The organism is Streptomyces sp. NPDC057900 (assembly GCF_042887885.1).
Lineage (GTDB): Bacteria > Actinomycetota > Actinomycetes > Streptomycetales > Streptomycetaceae > Streptomyces.
On record NZ_JBHVOI010000001.1, the window covers coordinates 876,175 to 895,955 of the forward strand.

General features: G+C 70.1%; 18 protein-coding genes. 12 read left to right on the plus strand and 6 right to left on the minus strand.

The features are described 5' to 3' along the window. Positions 1-113: 113 nt before the first annotated feature. Positions 114-1,304: a saccharopine dehydrogenase family protein gene (locus ACFVQ0_RS03580; RefSeq protein WP_390084144.1), complete on the plus strand. Its 1,191-nt coding sequence runs from the start codon at positions 114-116 to the stop codon at positions 1,302-1,304. Positions 1,305-1,332: 28 nt separating this feature from the next. On the opposite strand, the gene mmpA is transcribed toward ACFVQ0_RS03580, so the two are convergent. Continuing rightward, entirely contained in the window at positions 1,333-1,476 is a 144-nt protein-coding gene (gene mmpA / locus ACFVQ0_RS03585; protein ID WP_311302018.1) for a morphogenic membrane protein MmpA, read from the minus strand. A gap of 78 nt (positions 1,477-1,554) precedes the next feature. After that, positions 1,555-2,232: an endonuclease V gene (locus ACFVQ0_RS03590; protein ID WP_390084146.1), complete on the minus strand. Its 678-nt coding sequence runs from the start codon at positions 2,230-2,232 to the stop codon at positions 1,555-1,557. A 112-nt stretch (positions 2,233-2,344) separates the two neighbouring features. Here ACFVQ0_RS03590 and ACFVQ0_RS03595 point away from each other — a divergent pair, with 112 nt between their 5' ends. The 3 genes from ACFVQ0_RS03595 (at position 2,345) to ACFVQ0_RS03605 (ending at position 5,156) form a co-directional block, all read left to right on the plus strand. Continuing rightward, the gene (locus ACFVQ0_RS03595; RefSeq protein ID WP_390084148.1) at positions 2,345-2,638 is read left to right on the plus strand and encodes a YciI family protein; all 294 of its coding nucleotides are present in this window, start codon (positions 2,345-2,347) and stop codon (positions 2,636-2,638) included. Positions 2,639-2,778: 140 nt separating this feature from the next. After that, the gene (locus ACFVQ0_RS03600; RefSeq protein WP_390084150.1) at positions 2,779-3,195 is read left to right on the plus strand and encodes an SsgA family sporulation/cell division regulator; all 417 of its coding nucleotides are present in this window, start codon (positions 2,779-2,781) and stop codon (positions 3,193-3,195) included. A gap of 329 nt (positions 3,196-3,524) precedes the next feature. After that, positions 3,525-5,156, plus strand: coding sequence for an ABC-F family ATP-binding cassette domain-containing protein (locus tag ACFVQ0_RS03605; protein ID WP_390084152.1), 1,632 nt, complete (start codon positions 3,525-3,527; stop codon positions 5,154-5,156). Positions 5,157-5,186: 30 nt separating this feature from the next. Here ACFVQ0_RS03605 and ACFVQ0_RS03610 read toward each other — a convergent pair whose 3' ends face one another. Beyond that, positions 5,187-5,660 (minus strand): ATP-binding protein, encoded by a 474-nt coding sequence (locus ACFVQ0_RS03610; protein WP_390084154.1) that lies wholly within the window; start codon positions 5,658-5,660, stop codon positions 5,187-5,189. A 154-nt stretch (positions 5,661-5,814) separates the two neighbouring features. On the opposite strand from ACFVQ0_RS03610, the gene ACFVQ0_RS03615 reads away from it, so the two are divergent. The 4 genes from ACFVQ0_RS03615 (at position 5,815) to ACFVQ0_RS03630 (ending at position 9,136) form a co-directional block, all read left to right on the plus strand. Next, complete coding sequence (locus tag ACFVQ0_RS03615; protein WP_390084155.1) at positions 5,815-6,666, plus strand: Scr1 family TA system antitoxin-like transcriptional regulator; 852 nt, start codon at positions 5,815-5,817, stop codon at positions 6,664-6,666. 9 nt (positions 6,667-6,675) lie between these two features. After that, positions 6,676-6,867, plus strand: a complete 192-nt coding sequence (locus tag ACFVQ0_RS03620) for a hypothetical protein (RefSeq protein ID WP_390084157.1) — start codon at positions 6,676-6,678, stop codon at positions 6,865-6,867. Positions 6,868-7,145: 278 nt separating this feature from the next. After that, positions 7,146-8,120, plus strand: coding sequence for an acyl-ACP desaturase (locus ACFVQ0_RS03625; protein ID WP_390084159.1), 975 nt, complete (start codon positions 7,146-7,148; stop codon positions 8,118-8,120). A gap of 98 nt (positions 8,121-8,218) precedes the next feature. After that, positions 8,219-9,136, plus strand: coding sequence for a chitosanase (locus ACFVQ0_RS03630; RefSeq protein ID WP_390085364.1), 918 nt, complete (start codon positions 8,219-8,221; stop codon positions 9,134-9,136). Positions 9,137-9,220: 84 nt separating this feature from the next. Here ACFVQ0_RS03630 and ACFVQ0_RS03635 read toward each other — a convergent pair whose 3' ends face one another. Beyond that, positions 9,221-9,475: a WhiB family transcriptional regulator gene (locus tag ACFVQ0_RS03635; RefSeq protein ID WP_390084160.1), complete on the minus strand. Its 255-nt coding sequence runs from the start codon at positions 9,473-9,475 to the stop codon at positions 9,221-9,223. Between the two features lie 94 nt (positions 9,476-9,569). Further along, on the minus strand, positions 9,570-10,355 hold the full coding sequence (locus ACFVQ0_RS03640; RefSeq protein WP_390084162.1) for a VOC family protein: 786 nt from the start codon (positions 10,353-10,355) through the stop codon (positions 9,570-9,572). A 187-nt stretch (positions 10,356-10,542) separates the two neighbouring features. Between ACFVQ0_RS03640 and ACFVQ0_RS03645 the strand changes: the two genes are divergently transcribed. Continuing rightward, positions 10,543-12,777 carry a DEAD/DEAH box helicase gene (locus ACFVQ0_RS03645; protein ID WP_390084164.1) on the plus strand — a complete coding sequence of 745 codons (2,235 nt, stop codon included), beginning with the start codon at positions 10,543-10,545 and terminating at the stop codon, positions 12,775-12,777. A gap of 295 nt (positions 12,778-13,072) precedes the next feature. Then, complete coding sequence (locus tag ACFVQ0_RS03650) at positions 13,073-13,684, plus strand: restriction endonuclease (RefSeq protein ID WP_390084166.1); 612 nt, start codon at positions 13,073-13,075, stop codon at positions 13,682-13,684. A 47-nt stretch (positions 13,685-13,731) separates the two neighbouring features. Here the strand turns inward: ACFVQ0_RS03650 and ACFVQ0_RS03655 are convergent, their stop codons facing one another. Then, entirely contained in the window at positions 13,732-14,787 is a 1,056-nt protein-coding gene (locus ACFVQ0_RS03655; RefSeq protein WP_390084168.1) for a multicopper oxidase domain-containing protein, read from the minus strand. A 263-nt stretch (positions 14,788-15,050) separates the two neighbouring features. Here ACFVQ0_RS03655 and ACFVQ0_RS03660 point away from each other — a divergent pair, with 263 nt between their 5' ends. Together ACFVQ0_RS03660 and ACFVQ0_RS03665 are read left to right on the plus strand one after the other, a co-directional pair. Next, positions 15,051-17,540, plus strand: a complete 2,490-nt coding sequence (locus tag ACFVQ0_RS03660) for a ThuA domain-containing protein (protein WP_390084170.1) — start codon at positions 15,051-15,053, stop codon at positions 17,538-17,540. Continuing rightward, on the plus strand, positions 17,537-19,780 hold the full coding sequence (locus ACFVQ0_RS03665) for an OmpL47-type beta-barrel domain-containing protein (protein ID WP_390084171.1): 2,244 nt from the start codon (positions 17,537-17,539) through the stop codon (positions 19,778-19,780). The genes ACFVQ0_RS03660 and ACFVQ0_RS03665 overlap by 4 nt, the downstream gene beginning before the upstream one ends. Position 19,781: the final 1 nt, after the last annotated feature.

The window sequence follows — 19,781 nt, forward strand, 5'->3', positions numbered from 1 at the left end:
TTAGTTCTTTTCGGCCGATCTTGCCCCACGAAACCCTCCCGGCCGCACACCGCCACGTCCGCCTCGGCTAACCTCTGGCTGCTACATCGGCGCCGGCCCGTGCGGAGGCACTCGTGAACAGGCAGAGCGGGGCACAACGCCCCTATGACGTAGTCCTCTTCGGCGCCACGGGATTCGTGGGAGTCCTCACCGCCGAGTACCTGGCCGCACACGCCCCGGAGGGCTGCCGGTGGGCGCTGGCCGGTCGTAATCGCGCCAAACTGGAGCAGTTGCGCAATCACCTCACCTCCCTCGATCCCGCCTGTGCGGACATCCCACTGCTGCACGCCGACGCGGACGACGCCGGATCGCTGCGCGAACTGGCCGAGTCCACCCACGTGGTGGCCACGACGGTGGGCCCGTACATCTGGTACGGCGAGAAGCTGGTCGCGGCCTGCGCGGAGGCGGGGACGGACTACACGGACCTCTCGGGCGAGCCGGAATTCATCGACCGGGTCTACCTGGAGCACGACGCACGGGCGCGCGAGACCGGCGCCCGGATCGTGCACGCGTGCGGCTTCGACTCCGTACCGCACGACCTCGGCGTGTACTTCACGGTCCAGCAGCTGCCCGAGGGCGTGCCCCTGCGCATCGACGGTTTCGTCCGCAGCAACGCGGCCTTCTCCGGCGGTACGTTCGCCTCCGCGCTCAACACGATGAGCCGCGGCCCGCAGATGGCGGCCGCCGCGCGGGAGCGCCGGCTGCACGAGCCGCGCCTGGTCGGCCGCCGCGCCGCCGCACCGCTCGGCGGACCGCGCTTCAGCACGGAGACCGGCACCTGGGCGCTGCCGCTGCCGACGATCGACGGGCAGCTCGTGAAGCGCTCCGCCCGCGCGCTGCCCCGCTACGGCCCCGACTTCCGCTACCGCCACTACGCCTCGGTCAAGCACCTCCCGGTGGCGCTGGGCGGCACGGCGGCGATGGGTGCCCTGCTGGGCGCGGCGCAGATCCCGGCCGCGCGGGCGTGGCTGATGAGCCGTTACGAGCCGGGCGCGGGCCCGGACGCGGAGCGCAGGCACCGCAGCTGGTTCACGGTCCGGTTCGTCGGCGAGGGCGGCGGCCGCCGGGTGTTCACCGAGGTGTCGGGCGGCGATCCGGGCTACGGGGAGACGGCCCGGATGCTCGCGGAGGCCTCGCTGTGTCTGGCGCTGGACGAGCTGCCGACGGTGTCGGGGCAGGTCACGACGGCCGTCGCGATGGGCGACGCACTGGGGGATCGTCTTCGGGCGTCCGGTCTGCGCTTCCGGGTGGCGGCGGTCCGCTGACGCGCCGCGGCGGCCGGGAGGGGCGGCACTAGAAGATCCAGGAGGCCAGTGTGTAGAGCATCGCCCCGGCCCAGACGAACGCCACCGCACCCCCGATCAGCATGCCCGCCTCGGCTCGGCGCCGGATGGGTTGAAGGGGTGCGGTTCGGGTGGGTGTGCGAGGTACGTTCATGTGTCCAGAGTGCCGACCATGATCGTCGAACGCTATCCGTACGGATACTCAGACGCCCTCGCCCCCGCCCGCACCCTCTCAGCCCGTCGCCTCGCGCAGCGCCCGCCGGCAGAGCGCGTCCGCCCTGCGGGTGGTCTCGGGCTGGCGGAAGTCCCGGGCGAGCAGCAGGGTGTGCGCGCAGGCGTTGTCGAGGCCGGTGCGGTGGCCGACGGAGACGAACACCGGTTTGGTGCCGTCCTGGGTGCGCAGCGCCCGGCCCACCTCCTCGTCCCCGTCGAGCAGCGGCGAGCGGTCGCCGCGACGCGGGCCGGGCTGTTCGTACGAGAAGGTGAACGGGTTCTTCGCCACGCCGATGACCGGCAGCCCGGTGAGCACCCCCAGATGGCTGGCGAGCCCGAAGCGGCGCGGGTGCGCCCGCCCGTATCCGTCGCAGACGACCAGGCCGGGGTCGACCGGCAGGGACTCCAGCGCGGACAGCACCGTGGGGATCTCGCGGAAGGCCAGGAGTCCGGGTACGTACGGAAAGGTGACCCGGCCGACCGCGGTGGACTCCGCCACCACGTCCAGGGTGGCCGCGTCGAGCACGACGGCCGCGGCGACGACGACGTCGCGCTCGTCGTCGTAGGCCACGTCGACACCGGTCACCCGGCCGGTGCCGGGCGGCGGCCCCGGTTCGTCGAGCACCACCCGGGCGCGCAGGGAGTCCTGGAGGGCGCGGGCGGCGGCCTCGTCGGCGGGCATCCGAAGACTTGTCATGGTGGCGGCCAGATTACGGGACCGCCCCTGGCATCGGCCCGGCGCATGACGGCCGGGCGGCGGGGTACCCGACGTCCCGTAGCCACCCCGCCGCTCCCGTAGCCTGGAGATCATGTTCGTACTTGAGCTTTCCTACGCCGCCCCGCTGGACCGGGTCGACGCGTTGATGAAGGACCATGCCGGCTGGCTCGACACGCAGTACGCGGCCGGGGTGTTCATCGCCTCCGGGCGCAAGAACCCGAGGGACGGCGGAGTGATTCTCGCGGTCGGGGAGGACCGGGCCGAGATCGAGAGGATCGCGGCGACCGATCCGTTCGCCGCGCACGGTGTCTGCGTGTACCGGATCACGGAGTTCATCGCGACCAGGACGTCGGACGCCCTCGCGCCCCACCGTCAGCAGGTGTGACCGCACCCTCCGAGTCCGGTGAACGGTGGGTGGCGGGCGGTGACGCAGCTCACGCGGTGTCCCGGTGCACGGATCGGCGGCATCCGTCGTCTGTATCAGTGCCGGGAACCCGTTCATCCGGTCGCGAGAGGGAGCAGGTCTTGTCCATCGTTATCGAGCAGTCCGTACAGGCCCGCATGGTGGCCTCCGCACCGCGGATGGAGACGCTTCCCGCTGTCCTGAGTTACGACCGCACGGACCCCTTCGCGATCCGCATGGCCTTCCCCGCACCCGCGACACTGGAGGGCACAGAGGTGTCCTGGGAGTTCTCCCGGGAGCTGCTCGCGGAGGGCATGGACGTACCGGCGGGGCTGGGTGACGTACGGATCAGGCCCTTCGGGTACGACCGTACGGTGCTGGAGTTCCACGCCCCGGAGGGCATCGCCATGGTGCATGTGCGCACCGCGGAGCTGCGCCGGTTCCTGCGGCGGACCGAGCAGCTGGTGCCCGTCGGCGCGGAGCGCCGGTTCCTTGACCTGGACCGGAGTCTCACGGATCTGCTCGACGGCTCCTGCTGATCCGGCTGCCCGTCATTCGGCTGTTCGCCTGCCGGTCATTCGGCTGCCGGTAATTCGTTTGCCGCTCCCCCGGGCCGGGCGTAGCGTCTTCGGTGTCCTTGTCGTCGCCGATCGGAGTAGGACGTTGCTCGTCTGAGGTCTTGAGACACCGTGTCGCACGCCGTGCCATGTCCGTACATGCCCGCGTGCCCGAGTGTGACCTCAGCTCTTCGAGCCGTCCTCCGTGACCAGGGCCTTCCTCCACACCCCCGGAATCCTTCCGTGGAACGCCAGTGACCGGTGTCTCATCCCGTTGCCCCTGACCTTCCTCGCAACCGGGAGATTCCCTCATGTCAGCTCCACTCGCACACATCACCTGCTCGTCGCTGTCCTTCGCCTGGCCCGACGGGAGCGAGGTGTTCGACGACTTCCATCTCACCGTGGGGCCCGGCCGTACGGGCCTCATCGGCGTCAACGGCGCCGGCAAGTCGACCCTGCTGCGGCTGATCGCCGGTGACCTCACCCCGGCCGGGGGCCGGATCAGGGCCACGGGCGAAGTCGGGTACCTGCCGCAGAACCTGGTCCTGGACACCGCGCTGCGGGTCGACGCGGCCCTCGGCATCGCCGGGACCCGTGAGGCGCTGCACGCCATCGAGGCGGGCGACGTCGGCGAGGAGCGGTTCGCGGCCGTCGGCGACGACTGGGACGTGGAGGAACGGGCCCGCGCCACGCTCGACCAGCTCGGCCTCGGGCACATCGGGCTCGACCGGACCATCGGTGAGATGTCCGGCGGGGAGTGCGTACTGCTGCGGCTGGCGGCACTGCTGCTGGCCCGGCCGGACGTGCTGCTGCTCGACGAGCCGACGAACAACCTGGACCTGTACGCCCGGCAGCGCCTGTACGCCGCGGTCGAGGCGTGGAGCGGTGTCCTGATCGTCGTCAGCCACGACCGGGAACTCCTGGAACGGGTCGATCAGATCGCGGACCTGCGCGGTTCCGAGGTCACCTGGTACGGCGGAAACCTCTCGGCGTACGAGGAGGCGCTCGCCGTGGAGCAGGAGGCCGCCGAGCGCATGGTGCGGGTCGCGGAGGCCGATGTGCACCGGCAGAAGCGCGAACTCGCGGACGCCCAGGTCAAACTGGCCCGGCGCAAGCGCTACGGGCAGAAGATGAACGACCAGAAGCGCGAGCCGAAGATCGTCATGGGAGCCCGCAAGCGCGCCGCGCAGGAGTCCGCGGGCAAGCACCGCATCATGCACACCGAGCGGCTGGCCGAGGCCAGGGAGCGCCTGGACGCCGCGGAGGAGGCGGTGCGCGACGACGACGAGATCCGGGTCGAGCTCCCGCACACCAAGGTCCATCCGGGCCGTGGCGTGCTGGTGCTGCGCGAACTGGAACTGGCCTACGGGGCCCGGGTCCAGGGCTCCTTCGAGGTGCGCGGTCCGGAGCGCATCGCGCTGGTGGGACGTAACGGGGCGGGCAAGACCACGCTGCTGCGGACGCTCGTCGGTGAGCTGGCGCCGGTGTCCGGAGAGGCCGCCGTGGAGGTGCCGACGCGGTTCCTGCCGCAGCGGCTGGACGTGCTCGACGACGGGCTGAGCGTGGTGGAGAACGTGGCGCGGTTCGCACCGGATGCCACGGACAACGCCATCAGGGCGAGGCTGGCACGCTTTCTGTTCAAGGGGGCACGCTCCGACCGACCCGCGGGAACGCTGTCGGGCGGGGAGCGGTTCCGTGCGGCTCTGGCCGCGCTGCTGCTCGCAGAACCGGCCCCTCAGCTGCTGATGCTGGACGAACCGACGAACAACCTGGACCTGGCGAGCGTGCGCCGTCTGACGGCGGCGCTGGACGCGTACGAGGGAGCGCTCATCGTGGCGAGTCACGATGTGCCGTTCCTGGAGTCACTCGGAATCACGCGCTGGCTGCTGCTCGACGGCGAGCTCCGGAACACCACGGCGGACGAGGTGCGCGCGGCCATGTGAGGTGCGGGGGAAAAGCGGGGCTGTGCGGGGCTAGTGGTGGAGTAACGCCCAGGTCTTCGAGCCGCCGGTGACGGTCAGCGCGGGGGCGAGACCCCAGTCTCCGCCGTGCGCTTCGACGGCGGCGGCCAGCAGCCACATGTCGGCGCTGCGGCGCTCCCTGCACTCCTCGGCCCTCTCGGGCGTTCCGTGGCACGGGTGTTGGTCGTAGAGAACGATCCGCAGCGCGTCGAACTGCCAGTGGATCCGCAGCAGCATCTCCCGGTCCGGAGTGAACCGGTAGGCCGCGGCGACCAGTTCGGACGTGGCGAGCACCGCGGTGTCGCGAAGCTCCGCGAGTTCGTGCCGGGTGAGCAGGTCACTCACGACACGGCGGGCGAGGCCGGCACAGAACGCGCCGCCGGGCAGGGCGAACGAATAGCTCAGATTGTCCGCTCTGGGCGGGTGGGGTCCGGCGGAGGCGAGGGCGGGGAGGCAACGCAGTGCGCCCTTCATCAAAGTACTCACAATTCCCGGTTCATGTGGTGACGGTCACACAGAGGCATGGTCGCCCCGTGTGAGACTTGCGCTACCGACCGTAGCCCACAAGTGGAGCACAGTGCTACTACTTGTGTGGTTCCGGTCATTTCACTGACTTCCCGCACCCGGAAGGACACTCACCGTGCCACCCAGGAGCACCCCGACCGCCCGGCAGCAGCGGCTCGGGTACGAACTGCGCAAGCTGCGCGAGCAGTCCGGAATGACGGCGCAGCAGGCCGCCGCACTGCTCGGCGTCGACCGCACCCGGATCCCGAACATCGAGTCGGGCAGGTTCGGCATCAGCGCCGAGCGGGTCCGCACCCTCGCCTTCAACTACGGCTGCCCCGACACGGGCCTGGTGGACCTGCTGGCGGAGATGGCACAGGAACGGGCCAGGGGATGGTGGGAGGAGCATCGCGGACTCCTGCTTCCCAGCCTGCTGGACATCGCCGAACTTGAGTTCCACGCGGTGGAGTTGAACACCGCGACCACCACACACATCCCCGGCCTGCTACAGACGGAGGAGCACGCGCGGGCGGTCTTCGACACCGCCGACCCCCAGCTGCCGCGCCCCGACCTGATGGCCCGGCTCTCCCTGCGGCTGCGCCGCCAGGAGGTGCTCGAACGGGACCAGCCGCCCCTGTACGAGGCGGTGATCCACGAGGCCGCCCTCCGGATGCGGTTCGGCGGCCCGAAGGTCACGGAGGCGCAGCTGCAACACATCCTCCGCCAGTCCGAACGGGACCGGACGACAGTGCGGGTGATCCCGTTCGCGGTCGGCGGATTCCCCGGCGCCGGGCAGTCGTTCACTTATGTCGGCGCGGCGGTGCCCCAGCTCGATACCGTACAGCTCGATTCCTCGCACGGCTCGATGCTGCTCGACGCCGACATGCAACTACGGCGCTATCGCGGCCTGTTGGGGCGTCTTCGTACGCTCGCACTGCCCGTCGCGGAATCACGCGACTTCATCCGGTGCATAGCCAAGGACCTCTGAGGAGAGACCATGAACGACATCCGCTGGGACGAGGCGTTCTGCAGCGAGGGGGCGAACTGCTTCCGGTTCGGACTGGACGACCAGGGCCGCGCCTACATCGGCTCCACCACCGACACCGCCACCTACGTCAGCGACTCGGTGGAGGCGCTGCGGGCACTGATCTTCGCGGTGAAGTCCGGCGCGGCGGACCATCTGCTCTGACCCCGACCGACCGGCCGAGTCCCCCGTGCCGCCGCGCTCCGAGTACGCCGACTGTTCAGAGCGCGTCGTCACCGGGGACCGGGCCCGGCCGTTTCACCGTCTGAGCCCGCTCCCCCGCAGCCGTCCTGACCCTCTGTACACCCACTTGACCTGCGAACATTACGTATAGTAACCGAATATTGCCCGGACGGGCTTGGCTCCGGCCTTACTGCCGCTTTAACCTACGGTCTCGTAACCTACGAAGCCGTAGGTAATTCTCCCGTCCCCAGGAGCCCCCCGTGACTATCACCTCTCCCCACCTCGGCAGTTCCCAGGCGTGGACCGACGCGCAACTGCTGTACGCGCTGGAAGAGGTGGTGGAGAAGGAACTCAACCGCCATCTCAAGGTCGCCAAGGACTGGATGCCGCACGAGTACGTGCCGTTCTCCGACGGCCGGAATTTCCCCGGCGTCTTCGAGGACGGCCAGGCCTGGGAGTCCGAGCAGTCCAAGGTCACCGACATCGGCAAGATCGCCCTGGTCGTGAACCTGCTGACCGAGGACAACCTCCCCAGCTACCACCACGAGATCGCCTCGCTCTTCGGCCGCGACGGCGCCTGGGGCACCTGGGTGCACCGCTGGACGGCGGAGGAGGGCCGGCACGGCATCGTGATGCGCGACTACCTGCTCACCTCGCGCGCGGTGGACCCGGACAAGCTGGAGCAGTTCCGGATGGCGCACATGGCGGAGGGCTTCGAGTCCGACAACCGCCACTCGATGCTGCACTCCGTGGCCTATGTCGCCTTCCAGGAGCTGGCCACCCGGGTCTCCCACCGGAACACCGGCCACCAGTCGGGCGACCCGGTCTGCGACCGGATGCTGGCCCGGATCGCGACCGACGAGAACCTCCACATGGTGTTCTACCGCAACCTCCTGGGCGCGGCCTTCGAGCTCGCGCCGGACCTGACCATGCAGTCCGTGCGCGATGTCGTCGTGAACTTCCGGATGCCCGGCCACGGCATGCCCGGCTTCGAGCGGGCCGCCGCGCAGATGGCGATCGGCGAGATCTACAACATGCGCATCCACCACGACGACGTCATCCAGCCGGTGCTGCGCTACCTGAAGGTGCTGGACATCGACGGGCTCGGCCCGGAGGGTCTCAAGGCGCAGGAGGAGCTCGGTCTGTACATGAACGGGCTGGACAGCGAGGCGTCGAAGTTCGACGCGAAGCTGGCCGCCCGCAAGGAGCGGATGGCGGCCCGCGCCCAGGCCTGACGGCCCCGCCCCACCCCGCCCTGCGGTGACCCGTCACCGCAGGGCGGGATCAGCCCTCACCACCGGCGCGCGGACCGTACTCTGTGCCGGTGAAACCTGTGACGCGTTTCGTTCTCTTCGCCGCGCCGATAGCCATCGCCGCCTCCATCGTCTTCAACGGTGGCGGCGACGACCCCGAACCGCCGGACGACTCCCCCGCCGCGGCCGCCGCGGACCCGGCCGACTCCGCCGTGGGCCCCGACCCGTACGCCGCCGCGAACGACGCGGAACGCCGGGAGCTGGACGAGCGCGTCGAGGCGATGCCCGCCGGGCTGGCCGCACCGGCCGAACGCGAACTGGCCTGGAAGCTGCTGGCCACCTCGGAGAGCTCGACGCTGGACTGGCGCAGCCAGTACGGGGTGATCGACGACAACGGCGACGGCACCGGCTACACGGCCGGGATCGTCGGATTCTGTTCCGGAACGCACGACATGCTCACGTTCGTCGAGTCGTTCACCAAGGACCATCCGGACAGCCCGCTCAAGCCGTACGTCCCCGCGCTGCGCAAGGTGGACGGCACGGGTTCGCACGAGGGTCTGGACCCCGGCTTCACCGCCGCCTGGAAGAAGTCGGCCGAGGATCCGGTGTTCCGTGCCGCGCAGGACCGGGTCAGGGACAAGCAGTACTTCGAGCCGGCCGTGCGGCTGGCCAAACTGGACGGGCTCGGCACCCTGGGCCAGTTCATCTACTTCGACGCCATGGTGCTGCAGGGCCCCGGCACGGAACCGGACGCCTTCTACGGAATCCGGAAGGCGGCACTCGCCGAGGCCGACACGGTCGACGAGGGCGGGGACGAGAAGGTCTATCTGGACGCGTTCCTGGACGCCGCACGAGCCGTGATGAAGTCGAAGAAGAACCAGCACGACACGTCGCGCATCGACACCGCGCAGCGGGAGTTCCTGTACGACGGCAACCTGGCGCTGAAACCGCCGCTGACCTGGAAGATGTACGGCGAGACCTTCCACGTCGCGTCCTGACACGGACGCCCTGCCCCGGATGCCCCGACGCGGGCGCCCCGTCGGCCGACCGGCCGGGCCGGTCGACCGGCCCGGCGCCCGCGGTCACGCCCGGTCGCGCCCCGCTCTGCGCAGCCGGTCGCGCTCCTTCTCCGAGAGGCCGCCCCACACGCCGAAGCGCTCGTCGTTGTCGAGGGCGTAGTCGAGGCAGGCCAGCCGCCCTTCGCAGGCGTTGCAGAGCTGCTTGGCCTCCCGGGTGGAACTGCCGGGGGCGGGGAAGAAGAACTCGGGCCCCGCTTGCGCGCACAGCGCTGTCTCCTGCCAGGCGAGAGCGGGGTCGGTCGGGGTGTTGATCAGCATGCCGCACACAGTGCCCTGCCGCGATAAACGACTGATCAACGATGGATCAACCACCCGTCCCGGGCCCGGCCGGGCGGATCCGCCCGGCGGCCGGCTACGCGCTCTTGATCACGGCGAACGGCGCGCCGTAGGGATCGGCGACGTTGGCGAACCTGCCGACGCCATCCATCTCCAGCGGCTCCAGCGTCAGCTTGCCGCCCAGCCGCTCGACCTCCGCCACCGTCGCATCGCAGTCGTCGACCTCGATGTACGGCAGCCAGTGCGGGCCCACGACCGCCCTGACCGGTACGGCGTCGAGCGGGACGAGCCCGCCGAAGCCGGCTTCCTCGCCGCCGCCCGCGGTCCGGACCAGTGTGTACGATCCGCCGCCATCCGGATAGGGCACCTGGCTGCTCTCCCAGCCGAAGACCGCGCCGTAGAACGCCGCGGCGGCCGGAACGTCCGGGGTGTACAGCTCCGCCCAGCACAGGCTGCCGGGGTCCCCCACGAGTCCGAGTCCCGGCAGCTGCTTCGGCTGCCAGACGCCGAAGTACGCCCCGCCCCGGTCGGCGAACCCGCCCATCCGGCCGAACTCCAGCACGTCCATCGGCGCGAACGGCACCGAGCCGCCGGACTTCTCGACGAGCCGTGCGGTGGCGTCGGTGTCCGCCGACTGGAAGTAGACCGACCAGGATGTCTTCGCCTGCTCCTCCGTCACGGTCATCACACCCCCGACCGACTTCCCGTCGAGCGTGAACATGCCGTAGCCACCGGTCTCGGGTCCTCCGGCCTCGTACCCCCAGCCGAAGAGAGCGGTGTAGAAGGCCGCGGCCCCATCGATATCCGGGGTGCCCAGGTCCAGCCAGTTGGGGGCTCCGTCGACAAATCGGGTGGTGAGCATGGTGCGCTCCTTCAGTGGTCCCGTTCCCGAACGAACAGGGTTTCTCCTGATGTGTCCGAGTCTTGCACCGGGCACTGACAACCGCAGTCCGTCGGCCCCCTGTCAGCAGCGCATGGGACGATACGAATCGCTCCGGCCGCGCTGCCGGGCGGAGCGGCGGTGAGGCTTGCGGGGACAGAGGACGTACATGACTGAGGCCGGGTCCACGGAGGGCGGGGCGACGAGCGGGCGGGCGGCCAGGGAGCTGCTCGCGCGGGCCGAGGAGCTGCTGGGCGCGGCACGCGCGGTGCTGGCCGATCACGGCCGCGCCGTCGACGCCGTACGCACCGCCCTGGACCCCATGCTCGACGCGCTCGTCCGGGACGAGCTGTCGGCCATCCCGGCGTCCCGGCTCAAGGACGTCACCGAGGGCCGGCTCCGTATCGGCGCGATCGAGCAGGCAGGTTTCACCACCGTCGGGCAGGTGCACGGGGCCAGCCGCTACGAGCTCCGCCAGATCCCCGGCGTCGGTGCGCAGACCGCCGACCAGGCGCTCGCCGCGGCGGGCCAGATCGCCCACGCCGTACGGGACACGGTCACGGTGCGGATAGCGGTCGAGTCCCCGGACGACGCCACGACGGCTCTGGTCACGGCGTTGTACCGGCTGGTCGAGGCGGGACCGGACGTCCGGCGGGCGGTGGACGGCGCCCGCGGGCTGGCCGAGCGGCTGGATCCGCTGCTGCTCACGGCGGCGCCCGCGCGGGGGCGGCTGCGGATGGTCTTCACACGGCGGCCGGCCCGGACGCGGGCACTGGCCGCCGTCGCCGCCGCCCGCGCGGTGCTGGCCGATGCGCGGGAGCGTGAACTGCCGCTGCTGTTCGGGCAGGTCTCGGCCGATCTGCTGCGCGATCCGGACTCCCCGATCGCGGCCTGGGTCGACTTCGAGGTGCGCTCCGCCGAGTACTACAGCCTGCTCGCCGAGATGTCCGGCACCGGACCGGACCGGGACGCGGCCGAGGGGTTCCTGCCGTCCGGGATCGCCGACCGGGTGCGGGGTCTGCGGCTGGACGACGCCCGGCTGCGGGTGTCGTTGCGCGGCTACCAGTCCTTCGGCGCCCGTTTCGCACTCGCGCAGAAGCGGGTGATCCTCGGCGACGAGATGGGGCTCGGCAAGACGGTCCAGGCCATCGCCGCGCTGGCCCATCTCGCGGCCGGGGGCGAGACCCACTTCCTGGTGGTCTGCCCGGCGAGCGTGCTGATCAACTGGACCCGGGAGGTGCGGGCCCGTTCGACGCTGCGGGTGCTGCCGGTGCACGGTCCGGACCGGCAGGGCGCGTTCGCGGAGTGGCGCGAGGGCGGCGGGGTCGCCCTCACCACGTACGACGCCCTGCACACCCTGCCCGACGCGGCCGGCTGCGGCGTACGGCCGGGCATGCTCGTGGTCGACGAGGCGCACTACGTCAAGAACCCCGCCACCCGGCGCTCCCGGGCGGTGTCCGGCTGGGCGCGGCGGACCGAGCGGGTGCTGTTCCTGACCGGCACACCGATGGAGAACCGGGTGGCGGAGTTCCGCAGCCTGGTCAGCCAGCTCCAGCCCGAGCTGGCCCCGTTGATCAGCACCAGCCACGGCGCCGCCGGATCCCAGGCGTTCCGCCGGGCCGTCGCCCCCGCCTACCTGCGCCGCAACCAGCGGGACGTCCTCACCGAACTCCCGGCGCTGGTGCAGGTCGACGAGTGGGAGGAGTTCAGCGAGGCCGATCAGCTGGCCTACCGGGAGGCGGTGGCTGCCGGGCAGTTCATGCGAATGCGCCGGGCCGCGTACGCCGGCCCGGCCACCACCTCCGCGAAGCTGAACCGGCTGCGCGAGCTGGTCGCGGAGGCGGCGGGCAACGGGCTGAAGGTCGTGGTGTTCTCGTACTTCCGTGAGGTGCTGGAGACGGTCCGGCTGGCCCTGGACGAGGAGGTGTTCGGGCCGGTGTCCGGGAGCGTGCCCGCCGCCCGGCGTCAGGAGATGATCGACGCCTTCACGGCGGCGGACGGCCATGCGGTGCTGCTGAGCCAGATCCAGGCCGGCGGGATCGGGCTCAACATGCAGGCCGCCTCGGTGGTCATCCTCTGCGAGCCCCAGATCAAGCCCACGATGGAGCACCAGGCGGTGGCCCGCGCCCATCGGATGGGCCAGATACGCACGGTCCAGGTGCACCGGCTGCTCGTGGCGGACAGCGTCGACGAACGCATGCTGGACATCCTGGCCCGCAAGGAACGGCTGTTCGATGCGTATGCGCGGCGCAGCGATGTCGCGGAGACGACGCCGGACGCCGTGGACGTCTCCGACGGCTCGCTGGCCCGCCGCATCGTCGAGGAGGAACAGCAGCGCCTCGCCGTGGAGTCGGGGGCGGCAGCGGCGGTGGAGGCCGGGGTCGACGCGGGGGACGGTTCCTGACGGTTGCGGCGATTCGGCCAGGGCATCGTTTTACTGCCATTCACCGGCAACCCGGTCACGGCACCGGCCGGACCCGGCTAGACAGGAGGGGGCTCGGACCGGCGTCCGCTGCTCTCCTGGAGACGGCCGTGTTCTGGTGGGAGGTCCGGCAGTTGCTGTTGATCACGCGGGCAGAGCGGTGAGCCCCCGGTCGCGCGGAGGCCGGGCGACGATCAGGCGCCCGCCGGTCCGGCGCCGTACCCGCAGGACCGGAAGGCGGAGCCGGCGCACGGACGACCGGCTGACCGGCCGCCTCGTGACCGTGGCGCTGACCGCCGTCGCGGTGGTGGCCCTGGTCAACTGGCTGCTGGCCCACTGGTGGGTGCTGCTGGTCCTCGGCGCGATCGCGCTGCTGACCGGCGGCGGCATGCTCCACCGACGACGGCAGAACGCCCGGTGGGAAGCGGTCCGCGCGCAGGGCCTGCGCTACGAGCTGGCCCAGCTGGACGCCCTGCACCACACCCGGTTCGAGGACGCCGTACGGGACCTGATGCACCGCGACGGCTGCCAGGACGCGCTGCGTGTCGGCGGCGGCGGAGACCTGGGCGCCGATGTGAAGGCCACCGACCCGTACGGGCGGCGCTGGGTGATCCAGTGCAAACACCGGCGCAACGGGCTGGCGGGCTCCGCGGTGGGAACACCGGATCTCCAGGTCCTCAACGGCACCGCCCGCCAGGTGCACGGCGCCGACATCGCGGTGATCGTGACGAACGGCAGAGTGACCGCACCGGCCGTGGTCTTCGCCGAACAGCAGCGGCTGCACGTCGTCGACCGGCACACCCTCGAAAGCTGGGCGTCCGGCTCCCGTCCGCTGTGGCAGCTGCTCCGGGCCGTCCCGCCGCCGCGCGGGCCGACCGCCCTGTCCTGAGCGGTCCGCCGCGGGCCGGGAGCGGCGGGGCCCGGCTCCCTCACCTGTCAGTGGCTGTCGTGCGACGCCGCCTTCTCCGATGTCTTCGCGGCCGACGACTTCGCGTCGGAGGGCTTCGCGTCGGAGGGCTTCGCGCCGTGCGAGGACATCGAGTGCGCCTCGTGCCCCGGCACGGTCCCGTCGGCCTTGGCGACCAGCAGCATCCCGGCCATGCCCATGTCGGAGTGGCTCTGCACATGGCAGTGGTACATCCACGCGCCCGCGCCCACGTGTTCACCGGCGATGACCTGGAAGCCGAACGAGTCCGCCGGTCCGACGATCTTCGTATCGATGACCCGCGTCGGGTCGTCGGGGCCGGTGAGCAGGCCCGTGCGGTTGTCCGCCCAGCGGTGACCGTGGACATGGAACGTGTGGTAGTACTCGCCGTGCGTGATCATGACGACTTCGAGCCGGTCCCCCACCGTGGCCTCGAAGTCGGGGCTCTTGTCGGCGGGCTTGTTGTTGATCAGCATGTCGTTGAAGACGATCGTGATCGTCTTGTCCGGCAGGATGTCGCCCTTGCGCCGGACGATCACCGGACCGTACAGGCCCTTGCGGATGCCGCCCGTGCCGTGATCGGTACCGACGACGTGGTCGTGGTAGTGCCAGTAACCCGCGCTGCCCGCCTGCCAGGTGCCGTCCTTCCTGCGGCCGGGGGCGTGGGTGCGCCAGGTGTAGGTTCGGGTCTCGCCCGGTTCGACGATGCTCTTGTTCATCCGGGTGCCGTCGCTCGCGATGTCGTAGTCGACGCCGTGCGCGTGCAGGCTGGCCGCCACGTCCATCGTGTTCTCGAACTCGATGTGCAGGGTGTCGCCCTCGTTGATCTCGATGAGCGGGCCGGGGATGGATGCCTTGCCCTTCTCGAAGCCGTACCCCATCTGCCCGTCCGGCAGCTTCTCCGCGTACATCTTGAGGTGGCGGACCACGCCTCCCGCCGGTGCGGTGCGGGGCGGGTTCTCGGCGGAGGTGGCCTCGATCGCGCCGAGGGACAACGATGTCACCCCGGTCGCCGCCGCGACCCCGCCGCCCATCAGAATCCGCCGGTTGAAGCTACGTCGATCCATGTCGAACTCCCCACTTTCGGACGGGTGTTGCGGAGAAACCCAAGGCAACTACGGCACACGGCACAGAGGTACGCAGGTCATGGCGGTCAACGCCGCCGGGCACGGGTGGGCCTCAGGGACGGGCCATACCGTAGCCCGGGGATCTTCGTTTATCCACACTAAGGACAAAGTTCGTGCGATTGCTGCCATAGCTATTGGCGAGTCGCGAAAAGAGGTCTAGCTTCATGCGCTGTTGAAGTGACCAACGAGGGGTGGGTGACCACATGCAGCGCACACCACATCACAGGTCCAGATCGCGACGCGGAATTGCGGCGGCCGTAGCGGCCGGCGCACTCACCGCATCCCTGCTCGGCGGCAATGCCGCCAGTGCCAGGCCGTATCCCGGACCGCACGAGTCCATGGCGACAACGTTGTCCCTGCCGACGCCGCCCGGCGGCGCGAACGTGAAGGTGCTGGTCTTCCACGCCTCCGCGTCCGACGAGTCCCCGACGGTCGACGCCGGTATCGCGGCGATCGAGAAGATCGGGCTCACCGGTCCGGAGGCGGGCCGCTTCAAGACCGTGGCCAGTGACGACCCTGCCGTCTTCACCAACGGCAAGCAGCTCGGCAAGTACAACGCCGTCGTCTTCCTGACGGGCGGCGGCGACGTCCTGGATCCGGAGCAGGAGGCCGGTCTTGAGGCGTACATGGAGGCCGGCGGCGGCTTCCTCGGCATCCACGACGCGGCGCGCACCGAGCCGTACTCCGACTGGTTCACCGGGCTGGTCGGTGCCCGTCCGGCGGCCGACAGCCCCACCGCCGTCCAGCGTGCGACGGTGGAGATCGGGGACCGGCAGCACCCGGCCACCAAGAACCTTCCGCTGGAGTGGAAGCGTCCCGACAAGTGGCTGAACTGGAAGGAGAACCCGTCCGGCGACGTGCACACCGTGGCGCGCGTCCGGGAGATCACGTACAAGCCGGGAGCGAGCGCCAACGGCTGGGACCACCCGGTCTCCTGGTGCCGTGACTACGACGGCGGCCGGTCCTTCTACACCGCGATGGGCGGTACGGTCGACAGCTTCGCGGAGGCCGACTTCCGCGACCACCTGCGCGGCGCGCTCGACTGGACGACCCGGATCTCGCAGGCCGACTGCAAGGCGACGATCACCTCCAACTACAAGGCGGAGCGGGTCACCGAGCCCAACCAGCCCGGCAAGAACGACCAGATCGGTGAACCGCACGGGCTGGTCACCGCCCCCGACGGACGCGTGCTGTACATCGGCCGCGGCGGCGCCGACAGCAGCGTGCCGGTCGTCACCGACTGGAAGGACCCGAACGTCGGCAAGGGTCTGGGCCAGATCCACGTCTACGACCCGAAGACCAAGAAGGTCACCCTCGCGGGAGAGCTGACGGTCTTCGGCAACAAGGGCGGCGGCGACGAACTGGTCAAGGTCGAGGAGGGTCTGCTCGGTATCGAGCTCGACCCGGACTTCGAGAAGAACGGCTGGGTGTACCTGCACTACACACCCCACGACAAGATCGACCGCGACAAGCAGATGGCGGTCCGTCAGGTCTCCAGGTTCACCATGGACCTTGCCACGAACAAGCTGGACCTCTCCTCCGAGAAGGTGCTGCTGCACTGGCCGGTCCAGATCCACAGCTGCTGCCACGCGGGCGGCGGGATGGCCTGGGACTCCAAGGGCAACCTGTACATCGCGGCCGGTGACAACAACTCCTCGCAGTTCAGCGACGGTTACTCGGGCAACAACCCGGAGCCGAACTACAAGGGCGTCTCGTTCGCCGATGCCCGGCGCACCGCGGGCAACACGAACAACCTCAACGGCAAGATCCTGCGGATCCACCCCGAGGACGACGGCACCTACACGCTGCCCGCCGGCAACCTGTTCACCGGCAAGGAGACCGACGAGGGCGGTGGCAAGACCCGTGGCGAGATCTACGTGATGGGCGTGCGCAACCCGGCCCGGATCTCCATCGACAAGTCGACCGACACGCTCTACGCGGGCTGGGTCGGCCCCGACGCGGGCGAGCCGAGCACCACCTGGGGTCCGGCGAAGTACGACACGTTCGCCGCGATCACCCAGGCGGGCAACCGCGGCTGGCCGTACTGCATGGGCAACAAGCAGCCCTACCGTGACCGCAATCTGCCCGATCCGAGCAAGCCGCTCGGCTGGTACGACTGCGACCACCCCAAGAACGAGTCCCCCAACAACGACGGCCTGGTGAACCTGCCGCCGGTCACCGGCAACAACATCTGGTACTCGCCGCAGGGCGGTGGCGTGGACTACCCGCGCGACGAGAACGGCATCCCGAGCTACAAGGTCGAGGACCAGAAGGAGCTGCTGCCCTGGCTCAAGGGTGGCGGGCAGGCCACGATGAACGGCCCGGTCTACCGGTACGACGAGAAGGCCGGCGCCGACAAGTGGCCGTCCTACTGGGACGGCAAGTGGTTCGTCGGTGACTTCTACGACGACACCCAGCCCAGGCACGCCGTGCTCACCGACCCGAAGACGGTCGGCAAGGGCGGACTGCCCACGCACGCCGAGTCCCTCAAGGAGATCATCCCGGTCGGCGCGGACGGCATCCGCAACCTGATGGACTGGAAGTTCGCCCCGGACGGTTCGCTGTACGTCCTGGACTACGGGCGCGGTTTCTTCACCTCCGACTCCAAGTCCGCGCTGTGGCGCGTGACGTACAAGGGCGGCGCGGCGACCCCGGCCGTCAAGGACCTGGCCAGGAAGGCGGCAGTGAAGTGAGACACCGTTCGATCTACTTCCGAAGGCGGTCACGGCCCGCCCGGCTGTGGCTCGCCCTGCTGGGGTCGTTCCTGATGGTGCTGGGACTGACCTCGACGGCGGCCTACGGGCGTACCGTCGCCCCGGCCGGCGCGGCGGCGGCCGACCAGGTACTCACCTGGACGGCCGGCAACCCCATCGACCACTACCTGTCCGCACCGAAGACGGCGGTGGCCGGCAAGGCGACCATCGTCTTCGAGAACAGTGAGGGGACCGGGAACACCAGCGGGATGCCGCACACGCTGACCTTCAGCGTCTCGGACCCGGAGTTCAACAACGACGTCCCGCTGAACCTGCTGGCCAACCCGGGCGACGACAAGGGCGGCAAGCAGACGGCGGAGGTCACGCTCACCCCCGGCCGGTACTTCTACCACTGCACGATGCCGGGGCACGAGGCGATGCAGGGCATCCTGACCGTGACCGACGGGGGCGGCGGCGAGGACGACACCACCGCACCCGAGACCTCGGTCAAGGTCGACGGCGACAAGAACGCCGACGGCGCCTACATCGGCTCCGCGACGGTCACCGTCGCGGCCACCGACGAGGGCTCGGGCGTCGACACCGTCGAGTTCGCGGTCGGGGCCGACGGCGAGTGGCAGCCGTACACCGCTCCGATCGTCGTGGACGAGGTCGGCGCGCACGCCATCCGCTACCGCGCGACCGACAAGGCGGGCAACGCGGCGGAGGAGAAGACGGCGGAGTTCACCGTCGCCGCTCCGCCGACGGACGACACCACGCCGCCGGAGACCTCGGCGACCGTCTCCGGTGAGAAGGACGACCAGGGTCAGTACCTGGGCATGGCGACGGTCACCGTGACCGCCTCCGACACCGGGTCCGGCGTCAACACCATCGAGTACGCGGTCGGCGCGGACGGCGCCTGGCAGCCGTACACCGGCCCCGTGATGGTGCACGAGCTCGGCGCGCAGAAGATCCGTTACCGCGCCACCGACAAGGCGGGCAACGCCGCGGAGGAGCAGGCGGTGGAGTTCACCGTCGTCGAGCCGCCGACCCAGGACACCACGCCGCCGGAGACGTCCGCGAAGGTCGCGGGCGACAAGAACTCCGACGGCGCCTACCTCACCAGCGCCAAGGTGACGGTCACCGCGACCGACGACGACAGCGGGGTGGACAAGGTCGAGTACTCCCTCGACGGCGGCCCCTACCTCGCCTACACCGACACGGTCATCGTCGACCGCGTCGGTTACCACACCGTCGCCCACCGGGCCACGGACAAGGCCGGCAACACCTCGGAGGCGAAGCAGACGTCGTTCACCGTCGCGCAGAGCGGCGGCGTACCGGCGCCGAACTGCCCGGAGTTCGACGAACGCCTCACCGTCATCGTGGGCACCGTCGACACCGGGGTCCCCAACCGGATCACCGGCAACCGCTGCACGATCAACGAGCTGATCGAGGACGAGAAGGACTGGTCGTCGCACGCGCTGTTCCTCAAGCACGTCGACAAGGTCCTCGACCAGCTGCTCACCGCCGGGGTGGTCGACGCCCGCGAGGTCAAGAAGATCTACAAGGCGGCCAAGCAGTCGGGGATCGGCAAGCCGGGCCAGGACGAGGGCTACCACAAGCTCTTCGACGGCACGGCGGCCTCCTTCGCCAAGTGGCAGCAGGTCGGCGGCGGGCAGTTCTCGCTGAACGAGGAGGACGGCTCGCTCAACAGCTCCACCACGGTGGACGGCATGGGCATGCTGTGGTTCCCGGGCCGCCAGTACGGGGACTTCTCGCTGAAGCTCCAGTTCCGGGACGACGCCCCGGGCACGGGCAACGCCAACGGCGGTGTGTTCGTGCGGTTCCCGAACGTCCACGACAACCCGGAGGAGTCCGCTCCGGAGTGGGTCGCCATCAAGTACGGCCATGAGATCCAGATCAACGACCGGCCGGACGGCGACATGTACAAGACCGGTTCCGTCTACGGATTCGACCGGGTCGGCCTGGGCGGCGCCGGGGTCACCCCCAAGGGCACCTGGAACGACTACGAGATCCGGGTGGTGGACCAGCACTACTCGATCTACCGCAACGGTGTCCTGCTCAATGAGTTCGACAACAACGGTGGTCAGTCCTTCGAGCCGCCGCGGGACGGCGACCCGGGCACCGACGGCCGGCGGTACGCCTCCGGCTACATCGGACTCCAGGTCCACAGCACCTCGGACGTGATCTCCTACCGGGACATCCGGATCCAGGAGCTCTAGG

What these genes read in the sequence shown, in the direction of transcription:
- mmpA (WP_311302018.1), bottom strand. Translation starts at nt 1,476, where the DNA reads ATGAACGTACCTCGCACACCCACCCGAACCGCACCCCTTCAACCCATC.
- ACFVQ0_RS03590 (WP_390084146.1), bottom strand. Translation starts at nt 2,232, where the DNA reads ATGACAAGTCTTCGGATGCCCGCCGACGAGGCCGCCGCCCGCGCCCTC.
- ACFVQ0_RS03595 (WP_390084148.1), top strand. Translation starts at nt 2,345, where the DNA reads ATGTTCGTACTTGAGCTTTCCTACGCCGCCCCGCTGGACCGGGTCGAC.
- ACFVQ0_RS03605 (WP_390084152.1), top strand. Translation starts at nt 3,525, where the DNA reads ATGTCAGCTCCACTCGCACACATCACCTGCTCGTCGCTGTCCTTCGCC.
- ACFVQ0_RS03620 (WP_390084157.1), top strand. Translation starts at nt 6,676, where the DNA reads ATGAACGACATCCGCTGGGACGAGGCGTTCTGCAGCGAGGGGGCGAAC.
- ACFVQ0_RS03635 (WP_390084160.1), bottom strand. Translation starts at nt 9,475, where the DNA reads ATGCTGATCAACACCCCGACCGACCCCGCTCTCGCCTGGCAGGAGACA.
- ACFVQ0_RS03640 (WP_390084162.1), bottom strand. Translation starts at nt 10,355, where the DNA reads ATGCTCACCACCCGATTTGTCGACGGAGCCCCCAACTGGCTGGACCTG.
- ACFVQ0_RS03645 (WP_390084164.1), top strand. Translation starts at nt 10,543, where the DNA reads ATGACTGAGGCCGGGTCCACGGAGGGCGGGGCGACGAGCGGGCGGGCG.
- ACFVQ0_RS03655 (WP_390084168.1), bottom strand. Translation starts at nt 14,787, where the DNA reads ATGGATCGACGTAGCTTCAACCGGCGGATTCTGATGGGCGGCGGGGTC.
- ACFVQ0_RS03660 (WP_390084170.1), top strand. Translation starts at nt 15,051, where the DNA reads ATGCAGCGCACACCACATCACAGGTCCAGATCGCGACGCGGAATTGCG.